At 38.3% G+C, this 26,749-nt stretch carries 27 protein-coding genes; 15 read left to right on the top strand and 12 right to left on the bottom strand.

Going from position 1 to position 26,749, the window contains the following annotated elements:
• The first annotated feature begins 104 nt into the window (after window positions 1-104).
• The 11 genes from GJ691_RS17840 to GJ691_RS17790 all read left to right on the top strand — a co-directional run bounded on the left by GJ691_RS17840 (window position 105) and on the right by GJ691_RS17790 (window position 11,018).
• Window positions 105-947, top strand: coding sequence for an outer membrane protein assembly factor BamD (locus GJ691_RS17840; protein WP_154369419.1), 843 nt, complete (start codon window positions 105-107; stop codon window positions 945-947).
• A gap of 12 nt (window positions 948-959) precedes the next feature.
• Complete coding sequence (locus GJ691_RS17835; RefSeq protein ID WP_179955168.1) at window positions 960-1,295, top strand: DNA-directed RNA polymerase subunit omega; 336 nt, start codon at window positions 960-962, stop codon at window positions 1,293-1,295.
• Between the two features lies 1 nt (window position 1,296).
• Window positions 1,297-2,502, top strand: coding sequence for a bifunctional phosphopantothenoylcysteine decarboxylase/phosphopantothenate--cysteine ligase CoaBC (coaBC, locus tag GJ691_RS17830; protein WP_154369417.1), 1,206 nt, complete (start codon window positions 1,297-1,299; stop codon window positions 2,500-2,502).
• Window positions 2,495-3,382 (top strand): type IX secretion system protein PorD, encoded by an 888-nt coding sequence (porD, locus tag GJ691_RS17825; protein ID WP_154369415.1) that lies wholly within the window; start codon window positions 2,495-2,497, stop codon window positions 3,380-3,382. The genes coaBC and porD overlap by 8 nt, the downstream gene beginning before the upstream one ends.
• Window positions 3,383-3,440: 58 nt before the next feature.
• Entirely contained in the window at window positions 3,441-5,093 is a 1,653-nt protein-coding gene (gene recN / locus GJ691_RS17820) for a DNA repair protein RecN (RefSeq protein ID WP_154369414.1), read from the top strand.
• Between the two features lie 87 nt (window positions 5,094-5,180).
• Window positions 5,181-5,990 carry an enoyl-ACP reductase FabI gene (locus GJ691_RS17815; RefSeq protein ID WP_154369412.1) on the top strand — a complete coding sequence of 270 codons (810 nt, stop codon included), beginning with the start codon at window positions 5,181-5,183 and terminating at the stop codon, window positions 5,988-5,990.
• 97 nt (window positions 5,991-6,087) lie between these two features.
• Window positions 6,088-7,089 carry a glycosyltransferase family 2 protein gene (locus GJ691_RS17810; RefSeq protein WP_154369410.1) on the top strand — a complete coding sequence of 334 codons (1,002 nt, stop codon included), beginning with the start codon at window positions 6,088-6,090 and terminating at the stop codon, window positions 7,087-7,089.
• A 12-nt stretch (window positions 7,090-7,101) separates the two neighbouring features.
• Window positions 7,102-8,055 carry a CdaR family protein gene (locus GJ691_RS17805; protein ID WP_343033513.1) on the top strand — a complete coding sequence of 318 codons (954 nt, stop codon included), beginning with the start codon at window positions 7,102-7,104 and terminating at the stop codon, window positions 8,053-8,055.
• Entirely contained in the window at window positions 8,052-8,642 is a 591-nt protein-coding gene (gene coaE / locus GJ691_RS17800) for a dephospho-CoA kinase (RefSeq protein WP_154369406.1), read from the top strand. The genes GJ691_RS17805 and coaE overlap by 4 nt, the downstream gene beginning before the upstream one ends.
• A 75-nt stretch (window positions 8,643-8,717) precedes the next feature.
• Complete coding sequence (locus tag GJ691_RS17795) at window positions 8,718-10,298, top strand: sensor histidine kinase (protein WP_154369404.1); 1,581 nt, start codon at window positions 8,718-8,720, stop codon at window positions 10,296-10,298.
• A gap of 6 nt (window positions 10,299-10,304) precedes the next feature.
• Window positions 10,305-11,018 carry a response regulator transcription factor gene (locus GJ691_RS17790; RefSeq protein ID WP_154369402.1) on the top strand — a complete coding sequence of 238 codons (714 nt, stop codon included), beginning with the start codon at window positions 10,305-10,307 and terminating at the stop codon, window positions 11,016-11,018.
• Between the two features lie 54 nt (window positions 11,019-11,072).
• On the opposite strand, the gene GJ691_RS17785 is transcribed toward GJ691_RS17790, so the two are convergent.
• From GJ691_RS17785 to GJ691_RS17750, 8 genes are read right to left on the bottom strand one after another with little or no spacing between them, the layout of a single operon-like run.
• Window positions 11,073-11,564 (bottom strand): gluconokinase, encoded by a 492-nt coding sequence (locus GJ691_RS17785; RefSeq protein ID WP_154369400.1) that lies wholly within the window; start codon window positions 11,562-11,564, stop codon window positions 11,073-11,075.
• A complete protein-coding gene (gene miaA / locus GJ691_RS17780) occupies window positions 11,557-12,480 on the bottom strand; it encodes a tRNA (adenosine(37)-N6)-dimethylallyltransferase MiaA (RefSeq protein ID WP_179955167.1) in 924 nt (307 codons plus the stop codon). The genes GJ691_RS17785 and miaA overlap by 8 nt, the downstream gene beginning before the upstream one ends.
• On the bottom strand, window positions 12,480-13,316 hold the full coding sequence (locus GJ691_RS17775; protein WP_154369398.1) for an ion transporter: 837 nt from the start codon (window positions 13,314-13,316) through the stop codon (window positions 12,480-12,482). The genes miaA and GJ691_RS17775 overlap by 1 nt, the downstream gene beginning before the upstream one ends.
• 3 nt (window positions 13,317-13,319) lie before the next feature.
• The gene (locus tag GJ691_RS17770) at window positions 13,320-14,675 is read right to left on the bottom strand and encodes an exonuclease domain-containing protein (protein ID WP_154369396.1); all 1,356 of its coding nucleotides are present in this window, start codon (window positions 14,673-14,675) and stop codon (window positions 13,320-13,322) included.
• A gap of 21 nt (window positions 14,676-14,696) precedes the next feature.
• Window positions 14,697-15,362 (bottom strand): YggS family pyridoxal phosphate-dependent enzyme, encoded by a 666-nt coding sequence (locus GJ691_RS17765; protein WP_154369394.1) that lies wholly within the window; start codon window positions 15,360-15,362, stop codon window positions 14,697-14,699.
• Window positions 15,363-15,373: 11 nt separating this feature from the next.
• The gene (locus tag GJ691_RS17760; protein ID WP_154369392.1) at window positions 15,374-16,609 is read right to left on the bottom strand and encodes a DUF1015 domain-containing protein; all 1,236 of its coding nucleotides are present in this window, start codon (window positions 16,607-16,609) and stop codon (window positions 15,374-15,376) included.
• A gap of 5 nt (window positions 16,610-16,614) precedes the next feature.
• Window positions 16,615-17,502: a 3-hydroxyacyl-CoA dehydrogenase family protein gene (locus GJ691_RS17755; protein WP_154369390.1), complete on the bottom strand. Its 888-nt coding sequence runs from the start codon at window positions 17,500-17,502 to the stop codon at window positions 16,615-16,617.
• 13 nt (window positions 17,503-17,515) lie between these two features.
• The gene (locus tag GJ691_RS17750; RefSeq protein ID WP_154370057.1) at window positions 17,516-18,475 is read right to left on the bottom strand and encodes a Gfo/Idh/MocA family protein; all 960 of its coding nucleotides are present in this window, start codon (window positions 18,473-18,475) and stop codon (window positions 17,516-17,518) included.
• Between the two features lie 147 nt (window positions 18,476-18,622).
• On the opposite strand from GJ691_RS17750, the gene GJ691_RS17745 reads away from it, so the two are divergent.
• Window positions 18,623-19,264: a protein-L-isoaspartate(D-aspartate) O-methyltransferase gene (locus GJ691_RS17745; RefSeq protein ID WP_154369388.1), complete on the top strand. Its 642-nt coding sequence runs from the start codon at window positions 18,623-18,625 to the stop codon at window positions 19,262-19,264.
• 26 nt (window positions 19,265-19,290) lie between these two features.
• Here the strand turns inward: GJ691_RS17745 and smpB are convergent, their stop codons facing one another.
• Window positions 19,291-19,752: an SsrA-binding protein SmpB gene (smpB, locus tag GJ691_RS17740; protein WP_154369386.1), complete on the bottom strand. Its 462-nt coding sequence runs from the start codon at window positions 19,750-19,752 to the stop codon at window positions 19,291-19,293.
• Between the two features lie 102 nt (window positions 19,753-19,854).
• Here smpB and GJ691_RS17735 point away from each other — a divergent pair, with 102 nt between their 5' ends.
• Window positions 19,855-20,616: a DUF6503 family protein gene (locus GJ691_RS17735; protein WP_154369384.1), complete on the top strand. Its 762-nt coding sequence runs from the start codon at window positions 19,855-19,857 to the stop codon at window positions 20,614-20,616.
• Here GJ691_RS17735 and GJ691_RS17730 read toward each other — a convergent pair.
• Window positions 20,594-21,130 (bottom strand): SixA phosphatase family protein, encoded by a 537-nt coding sequence (locus GJ691_RS17730; protein WP_154369382.1) that lies wholly within the window; start codon window positions 21,128-21,130, stop codon window positions 20,594-20,596. The two genes, GJ691_RS17735 and GJ691_RS17730, sit on opposite strands and share 23 nt — an antisense overlap.
• A 95-nt stretch (window positions 21,131-21,225) precedes the next feature.
• Here GJ691_RS17730 and GJ691_RS17725 point away from each other — a divergent pair, with 95 nt between their 5' ends.
• Window positions 21,226-22,854: a PorP/SprF family type IX secretion system membrane protein gene (locus GJ691_RS17725; RefSeq protein WP_154369380.1), complete on the top strand. Its 1,629-nt coding sequence runs from the start codon at window positions 21,226-21,228 to the stop codon at window positions 22,852-22,854.
• Between the two features lie 4 nt (window positions 22,855-22,858).
• Here the strand turns inward: GJ691_RS17725 and GJ691_RS17720 are convergent, their stop codons facing one another.
• Together GJ691_RS17720 and clpB are read right to left on the bottom strand one after the other, a co-directional pair.
• Window positions 22,859-23,455, bottom strand: a complete 597-nt coding sequence (locus tag GJ691_RS17720) for a TetR/AcrR family transcriptional regulator (RefSeq protein WP_154369378.1) — start codon at window positions 23,453-23,455, stop codon at window positions 22,859-22,861.
• 112 nt (window positions 23,456-23,567) lie between these two features.
• Window positions 23,568-26,168 carry an ATP-dependent chaperone ClpB gene (gene clpB, locus GJ691_RS17715; RefSeq protein WP_154369376.1) on the bottom strand — a complete coding sequence of 867 codons (2,601 nt, stop codon included), beginning with the start codon at window positions 26,166-26,168 and terminating at the stop codon, window positions 23,568-23,570.
• Window positions 26,169-26,328: 160 nt separating this feature from the next.
• Between clpB and ytxJ the strand changes: the two genes are divergently transcribed.
• Window positions 26,329-26,724 carry a bacillithiol system redox-active protein YtxJ gene (ytxJ, locus tag GJ691_RS17710; RefSeq protein WP_154369374.1) on the top strand — a complete coding sequence of 132 codons (396 nt, stop codon included), beginning with the start codon at window positions 26,329-26,331 and terminating at the stop codon, window positions 26,722-26,724.
• The last annotated feature ends 25 nt before the right edge of the window (window positions 26,725-26,749 follow it).

Here is a 26,749-nt window from a genome sequence, read left to right as displayed (position 1 = left end):
ACGTTAAAACTAAGCCAAACAATGTTGATTTGTGCTTTTGGCTCGTTATTTTAGTGCCATAAAATTTGTTTTTTAATTCCGTTCAGAATCCCTAATTTTGCAAAATGTTTTTTAAAATGAGGAAGTATATCCCTTTACTTGGTTTGTTATTGATCATGTCATCATGTAGTGAGTACCAAAAGGTGCTTAAGAATGAAGACGTTAAGGCAAAGTTAGAGCTTGCCCAAAAATACTATGATGAAGGGGATTTTAGAAGATCCAATCGGTTGTTCGAGCAGGTTGCTCCAAAGTATATAGGAAAGCCACAAGGGGAACGTATTATGTTCTTCTTTGCCAACACCTATTTTGAAAGGGGTGACTTTAATATGGCCGGTTACCAATTTGAGCGGTTCGTTAAATCTTATCCCAAGAGTGAGAAAGTTCCACAAGCATCGTTTTTAGGGGCGAAAAGTTATTATAAGCTCTCTCCTTTGTATTCTTTGGATCAAACTGATACCGATAAAGCCTTGGTTAAATTACAGACCTTTATCAATATGTATCCGGATTCCGAATATTATGATGAGGCCAACAAAATGGCCAAGGAGTTAACTACTAAAAAAGAAAAAAAGGCCTTTGAAATAGCGAAGCAGTTCAACAAATTAGGGCATTTTGATTATTCGTTTTTAACACCTTCCATGGCGGCTTTCGACAATTTCATTTCAGATTTTCCAGGTTCCATATACAGGGAAGAGGCTTTGTACCTTAAATTTGAATCGGCAACACAATATGCTTTGAACAGTTTTGCACGATGGAAGCCAGAGCGTTTAAAAAATGCCAAAACGGCTTACAATGTATTGAAAAAGCAGTATCCTGACACAAAATTTGCTGAGGATGCCAATAAATTATTAAGTAAGATTGATGAGGAATTACAACATCCGACATTCAACGAGGAAAGAGAAACAAGATAAAAAGTAGTTATTATGAATATGAACGATTTGAAGAACTCCAAAGCGCCGGTTTCAACGGTTACCCTTAATAAGAATGAGTTCGATGAAAAAACAGACAATATATATGAGGCAATTTCAATAACTGCTAAAAGAGCTATTCAGATCAATTCTGAAATAAAAAAAGAGCTTTTGGAGAAATTGGAAGAATTCGCCACATATAGCGATAGTCTTGAAGAGGTTTTTGAGAACAAGGAACAGATCGAGGTATCCAAGTTTTATGAAAAACTTCCCAAACCACATGCCATGGCGGTAGAGGAGTGGTTGATGGATAAAATATACCATAGGAATACAGAGAAAGACGCACAGTAACATGCTAGGTGGCAAAAATATCCTTTTAGGTATTACAGGAGGAATTGCTGCTTACAAGACTACCTTTCTTGTACGTTTAATGATTAAAGCTGGCGCTAATGTCAAAGTTGTTTTGACAGAAAGTGCCAGCTATTTTGTTTCTCCACTTACCTTGGCGACCCTTTCTAAGAATCCGGCGGTCACGGATTTTGTAAAAGAGGAAGGGGTAGAAACCGATTGGAATAACCATGTGGATCTAGGGCTCTGGGCCGATTTAATGATTATTGCGCCCGCCACTGCCAATACCATGTCCAAAATGGCAGATGGTAATACCGATAACCTTTTAACAGCTGTTTATTTATCTGCTAAATGTCCGGTTTTTTTCGCCCCTGCGATGGACTTGGATATGTTTAAACATCCCGCGACCAAAAAATCCATAGATACGTTATTGTCCTTCGGTAATATTATGATTCCTGCCACATCGGGCGAACTGGCAAGTGGTTTACATGGGGAAGGGCGAATGGCAGAACCTGAGGATATAATGGCTTTTGTCAAAGATTATATGTTGAAAGGCCTTCCTTTAAAAGGTAAAAAGGTACTTATAACTGCTGGACCCACATATGAGGCCATAGATCCTGTTCGTTATATAGGTAACCATTCTACGGGAAAAATGGGGTACGAATTGGCCAAAACCGCTGCTGATCTTGGAGCAGATGTTATTCTGGTATCAGGACCTACAAATCTGTCCCTATCACATGATCTAATTACTGTAATTAATGTGGTTTCCGCAGAAGAAATGTATAATGCAGCACATGAGCATTTTGATCCATGTGATATTATGATTTCCGCTGCTGCCGTGGCCGATTATAGGCCGAAAACCGTTGCAAGTCAAAAAATTAAAAAGAAAGAGGCCCATCTTACTTTGGAATTGGTGAAGAACAAGGATATCCTATTATCGCTAGGCGAACGAAAGACCAAACAGTTTTTGGTAGGTTTTGCTTTAGAGACTGAAAATGAGTTGGAAAATGCCAAAGGTAAATTGGAAAGAAAACATTTGGATGCCATTGTTTTGAACTCATTGAATGATGACGGTGCCGGATTTGCCGGTAATACCAATAAAATAACCTTTTTGGATAAGAATTCACAGATTAAAGCGTTTCAATTAAAAACCAAGGCCGATGTTGCCAAGGATATTTTAAATGAAATCATAATTCGATTGAATGCGTAATTTCCTAATAGTCTTTATATTTCTCTTTTCCTTTGTTGGGGTATCTGCCCAGGAATTGAACTGTGTGGTCACTGTAAATTCGGACCAGGTGTCGCAAACCAATCAGCAGATATTCAAAACGTTGGAACGTTCATTGAACGACTTTGTCAATAAAACTAAATGGACCAATCGTATTTACAAGGAAAATGAGCGGGTAAATGCCCAGATGTTCATTACCATTACCGAATATGAATCCAATAGGTTTAAGGGAAATATTCAAATCCAATCTTCAAGACCTGTCTTCAATACGTCTTATGAAACTCCTATATTCAATTATAAGGATAATCAATTCAGTTTTGAATATATAGAATTTCAGCCCTTGATTCTCAATGAGAATGTTTTCGAATCCAATTTGGTAAGCGTTGTAGCTTATTATTCATACCTGATTTTAGGATTGGATGCCGATACGTTTACTTTAGAAGGGGGAACGGAAATGTTTAGAAAAGCCCAAAATATAGTAACACAAGCTCAGAGTAGTAGTTCTTTAGGATGGAGTCAGTCAACCGATCGTAGCCGTTTTGAATTGGTCGATAACCTAATGTCGAATACTTATCGGGAATACCGCGTTGCCATGTATAACTACCATCGTAAGGGAATCGATATTCTTGCAGATAACAATAGTACCGGGAAACAAGTCATCGCTGGGACTTTGAATTTATTCGAGACCATGATCAAAAGAAGGCCTAATGCCTTTTTAATATCTACATTCTTCGATGCCAAATCAGATGAAATCCGTAATATTTTCTCCGACGGCCCTAAAGTGGACATAGTTAAGCTAAAGGAGACCTTGAATCGAATAGCACCTTTGTATTCGAGTACTTGGAACGAGATAAAATATTGATCTCCGTTTTTTTCAACTGAAATAAAAATTATCTTTACGCAATCCAAAATTCAAGGTTTTGCTGAGTAACCTCTCTATTAAAAATTATGCACTTATAGATAAGCTGAATGTATCATTCGGTAACGGTTTTACGTGTATTACAGGTGAAACAGGTGCAGGTAAATCAATTTTGTTGGGCGGACTTTCATTGGTGCTCGGTAAACGTGCCGACCTATCTACATTGCGCAATAAAGAAGAAAAATGCATAATTGAAAGTGAGTTCGAGATTGCGAATTACGGTCTATCGACCTTTTTTTCAGAGAACGACCTGGATTATGAGGACAAGACCATTATTCGACGGGAAATTTTGCCCAGTGGAAAATCCAGGGCCTTTATTAATGATACCCCAGTAACCCTCGATGTGCTTTCCAAGTTGGGAAATCGTTTGATCGATGTTCATTCCCAGCATCAAACGTTGCAATTGGCCGATAATGAATTTCAGTTTAAGGTAATCGATTCCCTCGCAAATATTAAGGATCTGTCTTCTACGTATACTGAACAATTAAAGCAGTACCGGAAAACTACCAAAGAATTGGAAAATTTGGTCAACTTTCAAAGCAATGCGATCAAAGAACATGAGTATAATAGCTTTTTGCTGAAAGAGCTTGAAGAGGCCCGTTTGCAAGAGGGGATGTTAGAGGAGTTAGAGGAACAATATCAGCAATTAAGTAATGTAGAGACCATTGTTGAGCAATTGGCCCAAGGGCATCATTTATTGAACGATGAGCAAGTGGGTGTTCTTAACCTGTTGTCCGGGTTGAAACAGGTTTCAAGTAAATTGTCAGGTTATGGTTCGGCCTATAAAGCACTTGATGATAGAATTCAATCCGTTTTTATTGAAATGGACGATATTGCATCGGAACTACAAGAGCTTTCCGATCAGACAGATTTAGATCCTGCCTTGTTGGATGAAGTGAATTCTAAATTGCAGTTACTGTACAATTTACAGAAAAAGCATGGCGTTCAGGAAATATCTGAGCTCATAAGGATCAAGGATGAACTTTTTGAAAAAGTGGATGCTACCGAAAATATCGAGGCTACTATTTCTGAAAAGCAGAAACAATTGGAGGGCCAAGAACAAAAGCTTAATGATCTAGCGGCCAAAATATCGAAAAAACGACTTCAGGTTATACCCGATTTAAAGAAACAGATGGAAAATCGTCTGGATCTATTGGGGATGCCAAGTGCGCGGTTCAAAATAGAGTTGCACACTTCAGCTGATTTTAAACCGAACGGCAAGGATGATCTCTTGTTTTTGTTCGCGGCAAATAAAGGAACTGATTTTGGGGATATTAAAAAAGTGGCCTCCGGTGGCGAACTTTCACGAATTATGTTGACCATAAAGTCAATTATGGCCAAATATGAAAATCTACCGACCATGATGTTCGATGAAATAGATACCGGTGTTTCCGGGGAGATTTCTAACCGTATGGGCGAAATTATGTTCGAAATGAGCAAGAGTATGCAAATATTCTCGATAACCCATCTACCGCAAGTAGCCTCAAAAGGTGACCATCATTTTAAGGTATACAAAGAGGATAAAGGTGGCGGTACCTTAACGAACATGAAAGAGTTGTCTCAAGACGAAAGGGTAGTGGAGTTGGCTGAAATGTTAGGAGGAAAGGAACTGTCTGAATCGGCAATGGCCCATGCAAGGCAATTATTGAACTAGCTTCTTTTCATCATCGATCAATACAGACTTTTTATATTATATATTTTAAATATCTTTGACGATATTATCAACTAAGAAAAATTGAACATGGCTTATAATTTATTGAAGGGTAAGAAAGGGATTATTTTTGGAGCACTGGATGCAAATTCTATTGCTTGGAAAACTGCGGAAAGGGTACATGAAGAAGGAGGTACTTTTGTATTGACCAATGCCCCGATTGCCATGCGCATGGGCCAAATCAACGAGTTGGCCGAAAAAACCGGTTCGCAAATCGTTCCTGCTGATGCAACGAGTACAGAGGATCTTGATAAATTGGTGAGTGAATCCATGAAAATACTTGGGGGTAAAATCGACTTTGTACTACACTCCATCGGTATGTCCATCAATGTACGGAAGGGAAGACACTATACCGACCAGAATTATGATTTCTCCCACAAAGGATGGGATGTTTCGGCCCTTTCTTTTCATAGGGTGATGCAGAGTTTGTTCAAAGCGGATGCGATGAACGAATGGGGTAGTATCGTTGCACTGACATATATGGCCGCACAGCGTTCTTTTCCTGATTATAATGATATGGCCGATAACAAGGCTTACTTAGAGTCAGTTGCCCGTAGTTTTGGTTATTTCTTCGGAAAAGAAAAGAAAGTTAGGGTAAATACTATTTCCCAATCACCGACACCGACTACTGCAGGTCAAGGTGTAAAAGGCTTCGATGGTTTTATCAGTTATGCTGAGCAAATGTCTCCTTTAGGTAACGCAACTGCTTTGGAATGTGCTGATTATACTTTAACGTTATTCTCCGATTTGACTAAAAAAGTGACTATGCAAAACCTTTTTCATGACGGTGGTTTCTCCAATACAGGGGTGAGCCAAGAGGTTATGGAGAAGTTTCAATAGTATTTTTTTGATATAGTTTTGGTTTTCATATGCCTAATAATTGGCACGTGTTGGTCAGGACGTAAGTCGAGAACGTATCTAACTTAGAATGCTTTCTATGGATATTTCCTTTTCATTTATCATACCTGTTTACAATAGGCCCAATGAAATAAGGGAATTGTTGCAAAGCCTAGTACTTCAATCCTATAAAGAACCGTTTGAGGTGATTATAGTTGAGGATGGCTCCACGATTGACTCCAAAGGGGAAGTAGATGCCTTTAAGGACAAATTGGATATTACCTATTTGCCAAAAGGGAATTCCGGCCCAGGGGATTCCAGGAATTACGGAATGGAGCGGGCCAAGGGAAATTATTTTGTCATTCTTGATTCCGATTGTATTTTACCTCCGCAATATTTGCAGGAAGCCCGAAAATCTCTAGATGGGTGTTTTGTGCATTGCTATGGTGGTCCGGATGCAGCCCATGATTCTTTTTCCAATGTTCAAAAGGCAATCAATTATGCTATGACCTCTTTTTTTACGACCGGTGGAATACGAGGGGGAAAATCATCTGTGGATAAATTTCAGCCCCGTAGTTTTAATATGGGTATTTCCAAAGAAGCTTTTGAAACAGTCGGGGGTTACGGCAAGATTCATCCCGGTGAGGATCCTGATTTGACCATCCGTATCTGGGAAAAAGGTTATGACACCAAACTTATCCCTAAGGCCTTTGTTTACCATAAACGCCGCATAGATTGGAAAAAGTTCTATAACCAAGTAAATAAGTTTGGTATGGTTAGGCCGATTCTTAATAAATGGCATCCGGGAACGGCAAAGCTGACCTATTGGTTCCCTACGGTTTTTTTCTTGGGATTTATAGCGTCCCTATTGTTGCTCTTAATAGGTGTAACTTGGCCGTTACTTGCTTATATACTGTATTTTACGGTCATTTTTTTCGACTCATTATTTAAAAACGGTAATATCGGGGTTGCTTTTTTGTCACTGATAGCGGTATGTATCCAATTTTTGGGGTATGGTTGGGGTTTTCTTAAATCAACCATTTGGATTAATTTTAGCAAAAAGAACCCTAAAGAATTATTTCCAAAACTATTTTTTAATTAGAATTACTTGAAAGTGATACCAAAAATCAAGAACATACTCAAAAGAAGAAAGGCAAAAATGTTTTTGATGTTCCTGTTCTGCTCAAGTTTAATATGGTTTTTGAACAACTTGTCAGAAACCTATACCAGCAATGCGACTTTTGAACTAAAGTTCGAGAATATTCCGGACAGCCTACTACTTACAAAAGTTTCAAAAAAAAATGTTGATGTAAAAGTTCAGGCAAATGGCTTTCAGTTCTTGGGGTTCAATTTTAAGCACAAAGAGGTAATAGTCGATGTGTCTGCCGTAAGCCATTTAAAAGGCAGGTATTTTATTCCACAGAATGTTTATCGAAAGCAAATTGATAAGCAACTTAGGTCAATGACGTTGCTAGATATAGACAAGGATACGCTGTATTTTGAATTTACCCGCTTGGGAAGCAAGATTGTGCCAGTAGAATCAAAACTGAACATTACCCTTTTGCAAAACCATATCTTGAATGAAAAACTTATTATAGAACCCAGTGAAATTAAGATTAGCGGGCCCTTGAATGTTATAGATACATTGGATAAGGTGAATACGGTTACCATGGATTTGTTGGATCTATCATCAGATTTTTCCCAAGAAGTTGCCTTGTACAAAAAACCGGAATGGACAAATATCAGTTTTTCAAAGAATTCAGTATTGGTTAAGGGTAAGGTGGATCGTTTTTCTGAAAAAATCATTGAGGTGCCCATTAAGGTAATCAACCTGCCTGATAGGTATGAAATTAGGACCTTTCCAGATAAGGTGGGGGTACTCTGTAAAGGTACTTTGGATGAATTGAAGCAATTGCATAGTACCGATTTTGAAGTAATAGCCGATTATGATACCATAAAGGACAATGTTTCCAAAATGATCGTTTTGCAACTTCATAAAAAACCGGAAAACCTACAAAGTGCTGAGTTAAATGAAAATCAGGTTGAATTTATATTGAAAAAACAATGATTATCGTTGCATTGACAGGAGGTATCGGTAGTGGAAAAACTACCGTGGCGAATATGTTCAAAAACCTGGGTGTCCCGGTTTATGATTCGGATAAGGAGGCAAAAAATTTAATGATGTCCTCAAAGAAACTACGAAAAGATATAAAAGCATTGTTGGGAGACCTTGCCTATAAAGACAAAACCTTGAATCGGGAGTATATTGCAAAAAAGGTTTTTAAGGACAAAGGGCTGTTGAAACAGTTGAATGAAATTGTACACCCTGCGGTTCGTAAAGACTTTCTTAAATGGGCGAAAAAACAAGGAACTGCATATGTAATCCAAGAATCGGCAATTGTTTTTGAAAACAAACAGGAAGATTTCTATGATAAGATCATCTTGGTCACGGCTCCTCAGGAAATACGTCTAGAACGTGTTATCGAGAGGGACAATGTATCCAAATCCAAAATAATGGATCGTATGAGTAACCAATTGGATGATGAGGATAAGATTAAAATGTCCGACTATGTCATCGACAATATTACACTTAATGAAACACGTTCAAAAGTAAAAGAGGTACATGGCCTTCTACTTAAGGATAGTGGGGTTTGAGCAATTTTAACAATTTTGTTAAGGTTAGGTTAAACGTTAAAATACTAGTTGTTAAATCTTTAATTTTGTAGGTAGATGAATAGGAGGTTGTTTGTTCTTTTGGTCATTCTGATGAGCCTATCATTGATAGGGATTATCTTCGTTCAGGGCTATTGGATAAAGAAATCAGTTGAGGATAAAGAGGAGCAGTTTTCAAACAGTGTGTTGGATGTACTGGATAAGGTATCCGACAAGATTACTGAAAGGGAGCGGAACGACTATTTTGAAAGGTATGTAAATATCAAGGATAGTATAGGGGATTTAAAGAGTTCCCATTTCAAAAACTTCTTTTTTGTCGATCAGGATATAAGTTCAGATGAGATTCATTATTATTCCCACGGAATTTTAGAAGAGGAATATAATATCGCATCAACGTTCTTTGACAATGGTATGGGTGATGACACTACGACCATAAAAAATTATACCAGTAGGCGCTTAAAGGCTACTTATAAAGAAGATTTGGGCCTTGATGGATATCAAAGCAGAGTTACCCCTATCGAAAAAGTGGAAAAAATCGGAGGGCTGACTTCGATGGAGATTTCGGCCTTTGAGGATATGTTCGGGGAGTTTGCCAAACGCGTGCCCATACACAATAGGGTTTCTAAACAGGCGATTGAATTGTTGTTGGAGCGCGAGCTGTATAATCGGAATATCAACACCGATTATGAATACGGTATAGCCAGTAAGGGATTGCCGACTTCCGTAAAATCTCGGAAATTCAGTTTTAGGAATCCTTCACCTTATAAAACTTTGATATTCAAAGACTCTGAGGGTAATTCCAATTATGCTTTGTTGATCAATTTCCCTAAAAAGAAACGTTTTTTGATTCGTTCCATTTTGGGTATGGCGGCTTTATCACTTTTGTTCACCCTCGTGATCATCGTAGCCTATTCCAGTGCTATTTACCAACTTATAAGGCAAAAACAGATTTCGGAGATAAAATCCGATTTCATCAATAATATGACCCATGAGTTCAAGACTCCGATTGCGACCATAAATTTGGCGGTAGAGGCAATCAAGAACCCACAGGTTATCGATGATAAAGAAAAAGTAATGCGTTACCTCCAGATGATTCGGGATGAGAATAAAAGAATGCATGCGCAGGTTGAGAACGTACTGCGAATATCGAAATTGGAAAAAAACCAATTGGATATTAGTAAGGATAGGGTAGATGTGCATGATATAATACAAGATGCCATAGCCCATGTTGAACTTATCGTTGCAGACAGGGGAGGTTATATAGAAACGCATTTAAAAGCGAATAGGACAGAAGTCTTAGCGAATGAAATGCATTTTACGAATGTTATAGTGAATATCCTGGACAACGCCATTAAATATTCCCCAATGGCACCAAAAATTGATATTTACACTGAAGTGGTCAAGAGCAATATCGTTATCCAGGTAAAGGATCAGGGTGCAGGAATGAGCAAGGCTGTACTGAAAAAAGTTTTTGAAAAGTTCTACAGGGAACATACGGGGGATATACACAATGTTAAAGGGCATGGTTTGGGCCTAGCCTATGTAAAAAGAATAATAGAAGATCACCAAGGTGAGGTTTATGCAGAAAGCGAAAAAGATAAAGGAAGCTCTTTCTATATTAAACTACCATTAATTTAATGAATTATGGAAACAGTAAACAAGAAAATACTTTTAGTGGAGGATGATCCCAATTTTGGAATCGTATTGAAGGACTATCTGTCAATGAACAATTTTGATGTTACATTGGCCAAGAATGGAATGGAGGGTTTTGAAAAGTTTAAAAAAGACAATTATGATGTCTGCATCTTGGATGTTATGATGCCATATAAAGACGGCTTTACCTTAGCACGTGAGATTCGGGAAAAGAATGAGAACGTGCCTATCATATTCCTTACCGCTAAAACAATGAAGGAAGATGTTCTAAAGGGATATAAGGCAGGAGCTGATGATTACCTGAACAAACCTTTTGATTCGGAAGTGCTTTTGATGAAGCTTAAAGCGATAATTCAAAGAAAAGCATCAAGTACATTGGCAGACAGCAAGAAATTTGAATTCCAAATCGGTGGTTTCCATTTGAATTCCAAATTGAGGTTTTTGAAATATAAAGATGAAGAGGCGATTAAACTTTCACCTAAGGAAAATGAATTATTACGTCTTTTGGCATTGCATGAAAATGATTTGATGCCAAGGGAATTGGCTTTGACAAAAATTTGGAGGGATGATAATTACTTTACTTCAAGAAGTATGGATGTTTATATCGCTAAATTGCGTAAATACCTTAAGCGCGATGATACCGTCGAAATATTGAACATTCATGGAGAAGGTTTTAGGTTGGTCATTAAGACCGAATCGGAATAAGAGACCATAAACAGATAAATAGTAAATGACCCTGACGATTTCGTCGGGGTTTTTTTATGTTATCTTTTTTAGGATTTCGGTTACGATCCTATCAGGACTATGGGTAATGGAAACCGTAATAGCGTCTTTTGGTTCTTCCAATGTTTCAAATTGTGACTTCAAAAGTTCAATAGGCATATAGTGTCCTTTTCGTTCTTGTAATCTGGCATGAATTTCAGAAAATGAACCTTGTAAATAAACAAAGGCCATTTCTTTTTTCAATTGTTTACGCAGAAGTGATCTATAGCTTTCCTTTAGGGCTGAGCATGCGATAACGGCACCTTTTTGTTTGTGTTCAATTGCTAGTTCATTAAGGGCTTCTAACCAACCCTTACGATCATCGTCATTCAAAGCTAAGCCGCTTTTCATTTTTTTGACGTTCGCTTCAGGGTGGTAATCATCACCATCAAAAAAAGGGATTCCAAGTTTTTCGGCCAATAATAATCCAATGGTAGATTTACCACAACCTGAAACACCCATAACTACATAAATTCCCTTCCTATCCATTCTTTATAGCAGTTATTTGTTCATCAATTTTTTTTGTTATGAGGCTTATATCATCAAGATAATCGAACCAAATGATATCTTCGTTTTTTCTGTACCAGGTCAGTTGTCTTTTCGCGAAGCGTCGCGTATTCTTTTTTATTTCCGAAATGGCAAAATCCAATGTCCATGTACCGTCGAAATAATTGAAAAGTTCTTTGTAACCCACTGTTTGTAGTGCGTTCAGTTCTTTATGTGGGTATACTTCCTTAGCTTCTTCTATAAGTCCGTTAGCGATCATTAGATCGACCCTTTGGTTGATCCTATCATAAATGATTTCCCTATCGGCTTTTATCCCAATGATAATGGTGTGGAAAGGTCTTACGATATCCTTCTTTTTCAAAAAGGAAGAATAAGGCTTATTGGTTGCCAAACAAATTTCCAAGGCCCTGATCAATCGTTGTGGATTATCTAAGTCAACGGTGTTATAATAACTTTCATCCAAAAGCTTTAGTTGTCGTTGTAACTCGCCAATTCCTTGCTCCTCCAAGGTTTTGTTCAGTGTTTCCCGATAACTTGAAGGTACTGTGGGAAAATCATCCAATCCTTTGGTTACGGCATCAACATATAGTCCGCTACCACCTACTAAAATCACTTTATCATGTGTATTGTACAAATTTCGTAAAAGCACCATGGATTCTTTCTCAAAATCCCCGACACTGTAGCGGTCAAAAATACTTTTGTGTTGAATACAATGATGTTTGGCTGCTAACAGTTCTTCTTGGCTGGGCACAGCTGTGCCAATTTCCATTTCTTTATAAAATTGCCGGGAATCGGCCGAAATGATCTCTGTTTTATAATAATTGGCAAGTTCAATGCCTAAACGGGTTTTGCCAATTGCAGTAGGGCCGACTACCGTGATGAGAATTTTTGAGTCCACTATTCTTCGGTTAATTTAAAACCACATTTACGACAATAGTCTGCATCGGAACGATGTATTTCTGCACCACAGTTAGGACAGGAACGACCTTCAACATTATCTTTTTGGTCTTTGATAGTGGTTGCATATTCCGCAGAGACAATTCCGGTAGGTACGGCAATGACCCCATAACCAATGATCATGATCAAGGTGGCGATGAATTGGCCTAAAGGGGTTTGAGGGGAAATATCGCCATAACCAACCGTGGTCAATGTTACGATAGTCCAGTAAATACTATGGGGTATGCTATTGAAACCGTGTGTAGGACCTTCGACCAAATACATTATGGTGCCTAATAGGACCGAAACCACTAAAACGAAAAAGACAAATACGAATATTTTGGTTTTACTTGCTTTTAACGATCTAATCAAGTTATTGGATTCCCCGACAAACCTTACCAATTTAAGTATCCGGAATACCCGTAGTAATCGAAGGGCCCTAAAGGCAGTAAGATATTGTGATTGTATAAAGAAGAAAGTAAGGTATTTAGGAATGGTGGAAAGTAGATCAACAATGCCGAAAAAACTAAAAATATATTTTCGGGGCTTTTTTATACAAACCAATCTTAGGATGTATTCAATGGAAAAAAGAATGGTAACGACCCATTCCGAAATATTGAAGAATCTATGGTATTGATTGTCGAACCTTGGGACACTTTCGAGCATGACGATGATAATACTGTATAGAATGACAATCAGTAGTATAATGTCGAATAACTTGCCAGCTGGTGTATGCGTACCATAAATTATTTCATGTAAGGTAGCACGCCAATCCCGGTTCTTTTTGTTGGTCTTCAAAACTTAATTATTAAAATCGATTATTTTCTTCACTCGTTTTTTTCTAAGATATGAATCAATGATGTGACTAGTTGTAATATCGCCCCTCATGGGTGTTATAATCGATTCCAAGATATGAATATTATTTATTTGATAGTTTAGGTCATAGTATCCCAGACCCATAAAAACCCCATTTTTTATAAATATAGCACTGTATTCCCCTATTTCACGACCTTTGTCTACAATAAGAAGGGTTTTGTTTGAAATACTGTATTTGTTAATTGCTTCTTGTACTCTTTGATTATAGTCCGATGGCGATTCTTTTCCCATACAAGCCCCTAAGCATTGGTTATCCGATCCACATGGATTTTTATCCTCTAAACCGTTTATTTTTGGGCACAGCTGGAATTCTTCCGTTATTTTTTCTAAAAAATTCTTTGCAGAAAGAAAACTATTAAAAGTGGTTATATTGGATTTTTCCTTGGTTTGCTGGGCAATTACGAAGGTTTGGTAACCATCTTCATTAATACTTGGGTATAATGCCGTTAAACGCTTTTTTCGGGCTTTATGGTTAAACCTTGGTTTGTTCTTTAATAGTTCTTCATGTTCTTTCAATAGGGATACCAGCTCACTACCTGTTTTTTCGAAAGTTATGGTTTTCGTTTCTTTTTGAAGCTGTCTTGATTTTGAACCATTTTTGGTAAAGTGTTGGTTTACCCGTTTTTTGATATTGGTGCTTTTACCTAAAAATAGGATGTCTCCCTTTTTGTCGTGCATATAATACAAACCGGTTTCTGACGGCATTTGCTCCACAATATCCAATTGGCGCTGTGAAAGTTCGCCATGGGTCTCTTCCCGAACTACTTCTTTGATTATGGTTTTGCCGGTATCTTTAGAAAGTAATAACTTAAATAGTTTTAACGTGGCAAGGGCATCGCCATTGGCCCTATGGCGGTCACTCATGGGTATACCCAAGGATCTAACCAATTTGCCCAGACTGTACGATTCGGCGTCTGGCAAAAGGTTTTTTGATAAATCTACGGTACACAAGGTTTTTCGCTCAAAATTATATCCCAATCGCCTGAATTCCGTTCTCAATATCCTATAGTCAAATTGGGCATTGTGGGCGACCAAGACCGTATCCTCGGTAATTTCAACGATTCGTTTGGCGACTTCATGGAATTTGGGAGCGGTTCGGAGCATTTTATTGTTGATGCCCGTTAAGTTGGCCACGAAAGGTTGTATTTCCCTTTCGGGGTTTACAAGGCTTATGAATTTGTCTACAACTTTATGTCCGTCGAATTTATGGATTGCAATTTCCGTGATACCCTCTTCGTTGTATTTTCCTCCTGTTGTTTCTATGTCAAGTATCGTGTACATCAATCGCCTTCAAACTTTTTTCTATAACAGGGAATAGTCCCTTGCGCCAAAGATACTACTTCCTATGCGCACCATTGTACTACCTTCTTCTATGGCCAGCATGTAATCACCACTCATTCCCATTGATAATATAGAAATATCAGGTAATTTACCCTTTAAATTATCGTAAATGGCCTTTAAGTACTTAAATTCCTTTTTGATCTGTGATTTATCTGGAGTGTAGGTCGCCATTCCCATTAAGCCAACGATTTTTATGTGGGAAAGTTGTTTATATTCTTCTGAGTCGACAAGAGCGTTTACTTCATTCTCATCCAAACCGAATTTTGTTTCCTCTTGGGCAATATGCACCTGCAAAAGACAAGGAATGGTTCGATCGTGTTTTTTTGCTTGTTTGTTTATTTCCTGTAAAAGTTTAAAACTATCGACCCCATGAACCAATGAAACGAATTCTGCCATATACTTTACCTTGTTTCGTTGCACGTGGCCGATCATATGCCATTCTATATCTTTTGGTAAGGCTTCCCACTTTCGGGCCATTTCCTGGATTTTGTTTTCTCCGAATATACGTTGCCCGGCGGTATACGCTTCCAGAATACTTTCATCGGGTTTGGTCTTTGAAACTGCTACCAAGGTAACATGCTCTGGTAATGTTTGTTTTATGCTTTCAAGATTTGTTTTTATCGACATGATATTTTTTATTAAAACTCATAAATGGCCATGCCACTTCTTAGTTTAGGTTCAATATAAGTGCTTTTTGGGGGCATCACCAACCCTGCATCTGCGATAGATTTGATTTCATCAACTTTTAAGGGAACAAGACTGAAACCTACTTTGAAATTCCCGTGGTCTATTTCGTCTTTCATGCGAATTACATTGTGTTTGCCGTAACCATAATGTATTCGATTGTCACTTCGTAGATCTTTGATGCCCAAAATTGGGTCGAGTATGGTTTTGTATAGAATCTGGGTGTCTAATTTACTAAGTCCATCAGTGAACCCATATACTTTTTTCCTTAGGAAGAGTGAGTAGAAATCCCCATCCAGATACATGCTGAAGTGATGTTTTTTAGTGGGTTTGTACAGGACGTTACCTTTCTTTTCAATTCTGAAAAGAGCATCCAATTTTATAAGGAATTCTTCTTTGGTCAATCCGTTCAGATCTTTTACCATTCGATTGAATTCGTAGATACGTATCTCAGATTCCGGAATTAAGTAACACATGAAATAATTGTACGGTTCATTTCCGGTATGGGTAGGATTTTCCATTTGCGATATATTGGCCAAAACTTCGGAAGATGCACTTCTATGGTGGCCATCTGCGATGTAAAGCGATTTGATTTTCGCAAATTCACGAACCAATCCCTTGATCGAATCCTCATTGGAAACCATCCACAAAGTATGTTTGATCTTGTCTGGGGTTGTAAAGAGGTATTCCGGTTCTTTTTGTTTTTCTAAATCTAATATTTCCTTTACATTAATATCATCTGCATAGGTCATTAATACAGGTTCTGCGTTGAAACCTACGGTTTTCAGGTACTTCGCAAATAATTGCTCACGTGAGCTTAATGTGTCTTCGTGTTTTTTGATGATATCATTACGATAATCGCCTACACTCGCGGCACAGAAAAACCCACAACATTTGAATTTTCCTTTTTCAATCTGATAAATATAGAAACTGTCCTTACTGTCTTTCAAAAAGATATTACCCTCAAGGAATTCCAAATATCGATTATGTACTAAATTGAAGCGCTCTTCACCAGTTACTTCTTTCGAAAATTTATAGCCGGGGTTTATAATATGTAAAAACGAGAATGGGTTATAATTTAAGGTCGCTTCCAATTCATCCATTGAATATTCTTGATAAGATCTGGAAGTAACATAGGCTACTTTGTCCTTTGTAGGTCTTACTGCCTTAAAAGGTTTAATTATTGCCATTTGATTTATTTGAATTGGTCGGAAACCTTTTCGGCCTTTTTTGATATGGTATAGTCATAAAACCCTTCCCCGGACTTAACCCCCAGTTTATTGGCCATAACCATATTCACCAATAAAGGACATGGTGCATATTTTGGGTTCTTGAATCCGTCGTACATAACATTCAGGATAGATAAGCAAACATCCAACCCAATAAAATCGGCCAATTGCAATGGACCCATAGGGTGGGCCATACCCAATTTCATTACAGTATCTATTTCCTCTACACCGGCAACACCATGATATAGGGTTTCAATGGCTTCATTGATCATCGGCATTAAAATCCTATTGGCTACGAACCCAGGATAATCATTGACCTCGGTAGGTGTTTTTCCCAGTTTTAAGGAAAGGTCCATTATCGCTTTTGTAGTATCCTCCGAAGTATTATAACCTCGGATAATCTCAACAAGCTTCATAATCGGTACGGGATTCATAAAATGCATACCAATTACTTTGTCCGGTTTTCCCGTAACTGCAGCTATCTGTGTAATCGATATAGAAGATGTGTTCGTGGCCAAAATGGTATTTGGGCCAGAAATGGCATCCATTTCCTTGAAAAGGCTTAATTTAATTTCCAGTTTCTCCGTAGCGGCTTCCACTACCAAATCGGTATTTGGAATTCCCTTGGAAAGCTCTGTAAAGGTATTTATGTTCGTAAGGGTCTTTGCCTTATCCGTTTCTTCTATTTTCCCCTTGGAAAGCATACGGTCTAAATTCTTCGTTATTGTCGCTATACCGCGGTCAAGGGATTCTTGGGAAATGTCTATTAAATTCACCTTATACCCACTTTGGGCAAAAACATGGGCAATTCCGTTGCCCATGGTACCTGCACCGATAACTGCTATATTTTTCATAACTGTTGTTTTTTTAGAACGACTGTATAATTTGTAAGGCTACCCGTAACGCCTGTGTGCCTTGCTTAAGGGTAACGACCGGAGTCGTGTTTTGGGTTATGGCATCGGCAAATGTTTCCAATTCATCAAGAATGGCATTGTTGGCTTCAATTTCGGGATTTTCAAAATAAATCTGTTTTTTAACCCCTTCAGCATTCTGTAGGATCATGTCAAAATCACCAGGGGATTCAGGTGCGTCTTTCATTTTCACTACTTCGGCCTTTTTTTCCAAAAAGTCCACTGAGATATAGGCGTCCCGTTGAAAGAATCGCGATTTTCTCATGTTTTTCAGTGATATTCTGCTCGCCGTAAGATTGGCCACACAGCCATTTTCGAACTCGATTCGGGCATTGGCGATATCCGGTGAATTACTGATTACCGAAACCCCACTTGCATTGATTTGTTTCACCTCCGAATTTACTACACTCAGAATGGCATCAATATCATGGATCATTAAATCCAAAACAACAGGGACATCGGTGCCTCGTGGATTAAACTCTGCCAATCTATGGGCCTCAATGAACATTGGGCTTTGTATTTTATCTTTTACGGCTAAGAATGCAGGATTAAAACGTTCTACGTGCCCGACTTGGCCTTTGACCCCGTTTTTTTGCTCTAACTGCAATAATTCCTCAGCCTCTTCAAGAGTATTCGTTATCGGTTTTTCGATAAAGACATGTTTTCCTTTTTCCATGGCCTTTTTGGCACAATCGTAATGGGAAAGAGTAGGGGTAACTATGTCTATAACGTCAACGGCATCAATTAGCTCATTAATGTTTTCAATATAGGTGTATCCGAATTCAGCGGCCACTTTTTGGCCATTGATATCATCCGGATCGTAAAAACCGATTAAATCATATTTTGGGGATTCATTAAGTAGACGAAGGTGTATTTTTCCTAAATGTCCTGCCCCTAAAACTCCGACTTTAAGCATATTTTGTATTTTCTTCAAAAATAACGATAGTTTAGTAGTTAATTTGGTTTGCACTTCAAAAGTTTTGCATTGTACCGGCTATGATCTTTAATTCTTAAAGCAAACTTTGTTAACTTCGCTTTTTTAACCAAACCAATATTTTTACCCTTGAGAGATACGCTTAAACATCGTGGAATGCGGAATAAATTGGCAGATGTGTTGATTGCCAAAGGAATAGTTGATTCGAATGTTCTGGAAGCCATACGTAAAGTACCTCGTCATTTATTTATGGATAGCAGTTTTGAGGGGCATGCTTATCAGGACAAGGCATTTCCTATTGCTGCGGACCAGACTATTTCACAACCATATACCGTTGCTTTTCAATCTGAATTATTACAAGTTGAACCTGGACATAAAGTTTTGGAAATAGGTACGGGGAGTGGGTACCAGACTGCCGTTCTATTGCAATTGAAGGCAAAAGTGTATACGATCGAGAGGCAATTGGAGCTCTTTAAAAAGACGAATCTATTTTTCAAGAAAATGGGCTATCGTCCCAAAAAGGTCATTTTCGGTGATGGTTACAAAGGTTTGCCCCAAGCGGCCCCTTTTGATAGCATTATAGTAACTGCAGGTGCACCTGAAGTACCGAAAGCACTATTATCGCAATTGAAGATAGGGGGTAGGCTCGTTATACCTGTGGGTGCCGATGAACAAATCATGACCTTGTTCATTAGAAATTCTGAAAAAGAATTTGAGAAAAAAGAACTCGGGGCCTTTCGATTTGTGCCCTTACTAGAGGATAAGAACTAAGATTGAACCGGACTTGGTTTTTTGTTTTATCTATTAAAACTTTTTTTAATGCGGTCAAGATCCCTTTTGTTGTCGCGGTCTTTAATGTTTTCCCGCTTGTCATAAAGTTTTTTACCCTTGGCAAGGGCAATGTTCATTTTGGCCAATCCACGATCGTTCAAAAATAAGTTCAAGGGTATGATGGTGAGTCCGCTAGAAGAAACTTCCTTTTCCAATTTCTTTAACTCACGTTTGTTCAGTAGCAATTTACGTTCTGCTTTGGGTTTATGGTTAAAATGGGATGCGTGGGAGTATTCATCAATTTGCATGTTAATGATAAAGAGCTCGCCACGGTCATTGAATTCACAAAAACTTTCACCAATCGAAACCTTACTTTGGCGAATGGATTTTATTTCGGTCCCGGATAAAACAATACCTGCGGTATACTTATCCAAGATCTCATATTCAAATCTGGCCTTTTTGTTCTTAATGTTTACATTGTTCTGCATAACGGTACAAAAGTAGCAACAATAATTCTATCCGCAATTTCATTAAAATGGATTTATATTCAATATTTGTAATGTTATTGATCTATTTTCGAACCTATTGGCATGGAAAAAACAAAAAGTATTTTAGTGGTTGTAATTTTGGCGGTATTTTTTTCGTGTAAAGAAAAGACTCCTGCTCGGTTGACCGCCCAGCAAATCGTGGATAAAAGTATTGATACTTGTGGTGGGGAAAAGTACAGGACAAGCAATGTTTCTTTCAAGTTTAGGGGGAAAGAATATATAAAGGAAAATGTTGAGGGGCAAAAAGTATTAAAGCGACTATTTAAGAACGATTCCGTTGATATTTTGGATAGTAAAGGCCCTAAGGGGTTTAAACGCTATATTAACGGTGATTTGGTCAATGTGCCGGATTCATTAGCCAACATCTATTCCAACTCCATCAATTCCGTACATTATTTTGCATACTTGCCTTATGGTTTGAATGATCCCGCGGTGAATAAGGAATTTCTTGGTGAAATGGCTATTAAAGGGAAGGATTACTACAAGGTGAAAGTGACTTTTGATCAGGAAAACGGAGGAGACGATTTTGATGATGTTTATATCTATTGGTTTAATAAAGAAACATTTAAACCGGAATATTTAGCCTACGAATTCCATGTGAATGGCGGTGGACTACGCTTTAGGGAAGCCTATAACGAAAGATATGTGAACGGGATTCGTTTTGTGGATTATAATAATTATAAATCCGTATCGGATTCCCAATCCATTTATGAGATAGATAGTCTCTTTAATAAGGGTGAATTGGAGTTGCTATCCAAAATCGAATTAAAGGATGTAGTTGTTAGTCCGGGCAATTACAATTGAAGTTCAATCGCATGTCCGTAGTAATACCCCCAACGATTTCAACAATGAACAGGCTTCCGTTTTGGTCGTCATCAATTTGATAGTATTTATCCTGACCGATCATTTTGTTTACGAAATCGGGAGTTGAGTCGCTATGGCCTACGACCAGTACTTTCTTGTTTTTGTTTTCTTCCTTAAATTTATCCAAATCGATAATGGCGGGGTCATATATTTGAACGGTAAGGTTCTTTTTAACCGCTATGGGAGCTGCGGTCATTTGGGTTCTTTCATAATCCGTAGTGTACACGGCATCCAATTGCACCTCATCTAATATTTCAGCCCAATGCATGGCCCTTCCCAATCCTTCTTGTGTAAGTTCCGGATCCATGTTTTCTTGGTCGGATCTATCTTTTTCAGCATGTCTGATGAAATAAAAAGTTGAAACGGAATCATCGACCACCACAGGTACTTCTTCTTTACAACCCGTAAAACCAATGATGAAAACAAAAATAAGCAACGCTTTAAAAACCTTCATAATGAGTAATTCGTTAGTTTGGTACTTTTCATTTATTCTAACTAAAAATACCTTAAAATAGTATGTAAACCCCATGGTTTTTTGTTTTTTTGCATATGACAAAAATTAAACTGTCCTTACTTTTCATCATGATTGTGTGCATGTTACGTGCACAGGACGATGGTTTGCCTGTAGATTTAAGGCAGCATAACCTTACCGATTCCAATTCGGATATCTTCAACCCTGCGTTTTCGGTCAATTATGGCAATACACATTCCATTGGGTTATGGAGTCGTTGGCAATGGCAAACTGTCGATGCCGATCCAACTACCTTTTTTTTGAACTATACAGGTAAATTGAATAATTCTTCATCAATCGGGGCAGGTTTTTATCAGCATAATACGGACTTTTACCTACAGACGGGTGGAGTTTTGAATTACGCTTATCAGATTGCCTTGGGTGAGCGCTCTAGCCTTACTTTTGGAGCTAATTTATTTGGTTATCAGAAAGAATTCACCGGAAATACGTTTCAGGGAGATCCACAGATAGGTTTACCACTATTCGGTACTACGGATGATTTTATCCTTCAATTGGCCCCTGGTGTTCAATTTGAATATGACGGTCTTCGTGTAGGCCTTACCTCTGAAAATCTGTTCGACTATAACATGGAGGACAAGGAAGCAAATACCGCTAATGATGAAAAGATATATTTAGGTTCAGTATCCTATGATATTCCTGTTGCCATAGGGGCAATGGACAGTACTTCGGTCATTAGGCCGATGCTATATGTTAAATCCATTCCTGGTTTTGATACCCAAGTAGGGTTGAATGCACTTTTGTCGACCAGTAAGTTCTGGGCTCAGGCAGGTTATAACAGTTTTTATGGTATTGCTGTTGGAGGTGGTGCAAAGATAATGAATCGTCTTGCAATAGGGGCGGTAGTTGAATTCGGTACCGATTCCGATTTAAAAGGCAATGATCCATCTTTTGAATTGTTCACGGCCTTTGATTTTGGCAAGAATGAACCTAAAAGGAAATTGAAGCCTTACGAAGAGCCAGAAGAAGAGAAAATGCCGGAAGAGATCGTACAGGACAACACCCCAACCGAAACATTAACCAAGGCCGAAGCATTGGCATTGAGAAAAGAAACCAAGGCAAGGGAGAGAGCCTTACGAAAAAGAAGGAAAGACTCGATTGCCTTGGCAAAAAAAGAGTCGGCCATTGCGGCAGCTGAGATTCGAAGGGAATTGGATCGCAAAACAGACTCGATCAAAAGGGCTAAAAGACAACTTGCAACCACTTCTGAAGATTCGGAAGTTCAAAAAAGAAAAGACTCGTTAGCTACTGCGAGAGCAGAGCAGGAATTGGTCGAGGCAAAGAAAAAAACCGATTCTATCAATGCTGTTAAAGAAAAAGAAAGATTGTTACAGCTAGCCCAACAAGCTGAGGATGATAAGCCTAAAGCTGGTGAAAAATACGAAGAGGCCGTAAGTGAAGATGGCTTGCAACCCGGTTACTATTTAATAGCCAATGTCTTTGGCACTAAGCGGTATTTAGAGGCTTTTAAGGCCGATATGAACAAAAAAGGACTTCAGGCCAAATCGTTCTTAAGAAGTAAGAATAATCTAAACTATGTTTATTTAGGACGATATGAGACTATGAGTGAGGCCCGAGCTGCTCGGGATTCAGGATTAAATGGATCGTACACCGACAAAACATGGATATATCGTGTAAGGCCTAAATAAAAAATTATTTCTTGATTTCGTTTTTAACCAATACCTCCAGATAGGCTACCGTATTCGCGAGATATTTACGATCCCTTGTGATGGTACTCATCGCAACGGCTCCCTGTAGCATGGTATAGAACTGTTTTGCAAATTGCAATGGGGTAACGGGTAAGTGCAGTTCGTTATTGTTTACTCCATTTTCCAACACAAGGGCTATTTTACCCTCAAGGGTTTTGATTGTTTCCTTTGAAGCTGCTGCCAATGGTTTATTATTGTTCTGGGCATCAACGCCCATATTCAATACAGGGCAACCTCCAAGTTCTGCCGTAAAAACATCATATTGGCGATAAAATTTAGTCAAGGAGAACAATTTTTCCATGGAATTACCTTCAATATCCAATCGTTCGTCAATTGCAGTGAGCAATTTGTTTATACTGTATTCGTATGCCGCAAGTGCTAGCGCCTCCTTGTTTTCAAAATTACCGTAAAGTGCACCTTTTGTTAATCCGGTGGCCTCGGTCAGGTCGCTCATGCTTGTACCTACATAGCCGTGCTTTATAAATAGAGGGGCAACGGTTTCAATAATAAATGCAGTGGTTCTTTCGGCTTTGGTAGTCATGATATCGCTATTTTATACGAAGATAAAAAAACTATATACTGCATGGTATATATTATTCATAAAAAAAAGCCCTAACTTTTCTGTTAGGGCCTTTATAGTGTTAATAAAATGTTTATTGCACTAATTCGTTTTGATTTCTGAAGACCAGTTGGTCATCAAAAGAGTCGATCAATACAATACTATCGGCTTTGATACTGCCGCTTAGAAGTTCTTTGGACAAATTGTTCAGCACTTCTTTCTGGATAATCCTTTTTATGGGTCTTGCTCCATATTGTGGGTCATATCCTTTATTTGCAAGGTGTGTTATGGCTTCATTGGTAAAGTCAATTGTGATATTCTGTTTGTCGAGCATTTTTCTCAATTGTTCCAATTGAAGGGATACTATTTTTGTAATATCCTCCTTGTTCAAAGGTGTGAACATGATAATATCATCTATCCTGTTCAGAAATTCCGGGCGTATTGTTTTTCGCAATAAGCCAAGGACTTCAACCCGAGCTGCTTCTGAGGCACTATAAATGTCTTTATTGTTCTCGAATTTTTCTTGGATAATATGACTACCCATATTACTTGTCATGATAATGATGGTGTTCTTAAAGTCAGCTATACGTCCTTTGTTATCTGTAAGTCTACCTTCATCCAAAACTTGTAAGAGTATATTAAAGGTGTCTGGATGTGCTTTTTCGATCTCATCTAACAATACGACGGAATATGGCCTTCTTCTTACGGCCTCGGTAAGCTGTCCGCCTTCATCATATCCTACATATCCTGGAGGTGCCCCTACCAATCTACTAACCGAGTGCCTTTCCTGATATTCACTCATATCTATTCGTGTCATTGCATTTTCGTCATCGAATAAATATGAAGCCAATGTTTTTGCAAGTTCTGTTTTACCAACTCCTGTGGTTCCCAAGAATAGGAATGAACCAATTGGTTTTTTGGCATCTTGGAGTCCGGCCCTACTTCTTCGTATGGCGTCTGAAACGGCCTGAATGGCTTCTTCCTGACCAACCACACGTTTATGTAAGACATCTTCAAGCTTCAATAATTTTTCACGCTCACTTTGCAACATTTTAGTTACGGGAATACCTGTCCATTTGGCTACGACCTCTGCAATATCCTCATAAGTAACCTCTTCCTTGATCAGGGTTTCCCCTTTTTGTTGTTCTGACATTTCTTGTTGAAGAACACTCAATTTCTCTTGGGCTTCCTTGATTTTACCATAGCGTAATTCGGCAACTTTGCCATAGTCCCCACTACGTTCGGCACGTTCGGCTTCCAATTTAAAATCTTCAATGTCGTTTTTCACTTTTTGAATGGAGTCGACAACGGTTTTCTCACTTTCCCATTTGGCATAGATTTCGTTACGTTTTTCCTTTACGTTGGCAAGATCAATGTTCAAAACCTTCAATTTGGCCTGATCATCTTCACGTTTAATGGCTTCGATTTCAATTTCAAGCTGCATGATCTTTCTGTCCAAAACATCCAATTCCTCTGGTTTTGAATTGATTTCCATACGGAGTTTAGCAGCGGCTTCGTCCATTAGGTCAATTGCTTTATCGGGCAAAAACCTATTGGTGATGTAACGTTGTGAAAGTTCAACAGCACCTATTACTGCTTCATCCTTGATTTGCACCTTGTGGTGTGCCTCGTACTTTTCTTTGATACCCCTTAAGATAGAAATGGCACTTTCTGTATCGGGCTCATCGACCATTACTTTTTGGAACCTTCGCTCTAATGCTTTGTCTTTTTCGAAATACTTCTGATATTCATCCAAAGTAGTTGCACCGATAGCCCTTAATTCACCTCTTGCCAAAGCAGGTTTAAGAATATTGGCCGCATCCATGGCCCCTTGACCGCCACCGGCACCTACCAAGGTGTGTATCTCGTCTATGAATAGAACAATATTCCCATCAGAAGATGTGACTTCTTTGATAACGGCTTTTAAACGTTCTTCGAATTCCCCTTTGTATTTTGCACCTGCGATCAATGCTCCCATATCCAAAGAATATATGACTTTATCTTTCAGGTTGTCAGGAACATCACCTTGTATGATCCTATGTGCCAATCCTTCAGCGATTGCGGTCTTACCTACACCTGGTTCACCAACGAGCATTGGGTTGTTCTTTGTTCTTCTGGATAAAATCTGAAGAATTCGACGAATTTCCTCATCACGACCAATAACGGGATCCAATTTACCACTATCGGCCATTTGATTTAGGTTACGTGCATATTTGTCAAGGGAATTATAGGTCTCCTCAGCACTTTGGGAAGTAACTTTACCGCCTTTTCTAAGCTCTTCAATCGCTTTTTTAAGGTCTTTTTCAGTTACCCCTTGATCTTTTAGAATCTGTGCTATTTTACTTTTTGATTTAAATATGGCCAAAAGGATATGTTCTATTGAAACATATTCATCTTCCATTTTCTTGGCTATGATACCGGCTTCATTCAAGCTTTTGCCTGCTTCCCTGGAAACCATTATTTCCCCACCAGAAACCTTAGGAAAACTTTCAAGTTCTTTTTCAAGTATTTGGTTAAGGAGACTGTTGTTTACATTAAGTTTCTTTAAAATAAAAGGAAGTACATTTTCATCTACTTGTGAAATTGCTTTGAAAATGTGCTCGTTCTCAATTTGTTGATGTCCCATTTCTTGGGCTATCTGCTGTGCAAGCTGAACGGATTCTTGCGACTTTATAGTAAAATTATTAAAGTTCATTAGTGTCGTGTTTTAAAGTTATAGATTACTTTTGATTCATGAATGTCAATAACCTTACCAAGGAAATTAAGCGGACAAAATGTCGCTAAAAGTCGAAAACAGCAAGACATTTCGACAGTTGTAAGGAATTGGACAACATACGACTTAGAGATAAAAAACTATGGGATTATTTAAGGGTTTATTTGGTAAAAACGACGAAAAGACTGAAAAAAAAGAAGTTAAGGTGCCTTGGAAACCTTTGGTTTCAGTGCATCAATTAGATGAGATCGTGGAAAAGTCGAAAACTAAGACCCAAGTAATCTTTAAACACTCGACAACCTGTGGTATCAGCAGAATGGTTTTGAATACCTTTAATGCCAATTTTGATATCCCGAAAGAAAAGTTGGATCTATATTATTTGGATCTTCATAGTTTTAGGGAGGTTTCAAATGAAACGGGTTATAGATTTCAGGTACAGCACCAATCTCCCCAACTTTTGGTCATACGCAATGGGGTAGTGGTGGCCCATGATTCACATGGGGGAATAAATTCTATTGATCTAGGAACATATGTATAAAAAAGCCCTGAAGGTTAACTCAGGG

This window comes from Maribacter luteus (assembly GCF_009674825.1).
In the GTDB taxonomy this organism is placed as follows: Bacteria; Bacteroidota; Bacteroidia; order Flavobacteriales; family Flavobacteriaceae; genus Maribacter_A; species Maribacter_A luteus.
The sequence above is the reverse complement of the archived record's forward strand: the minus strand, read 5'-3'. Positions and strand labels throughout refer to the sequence as shown.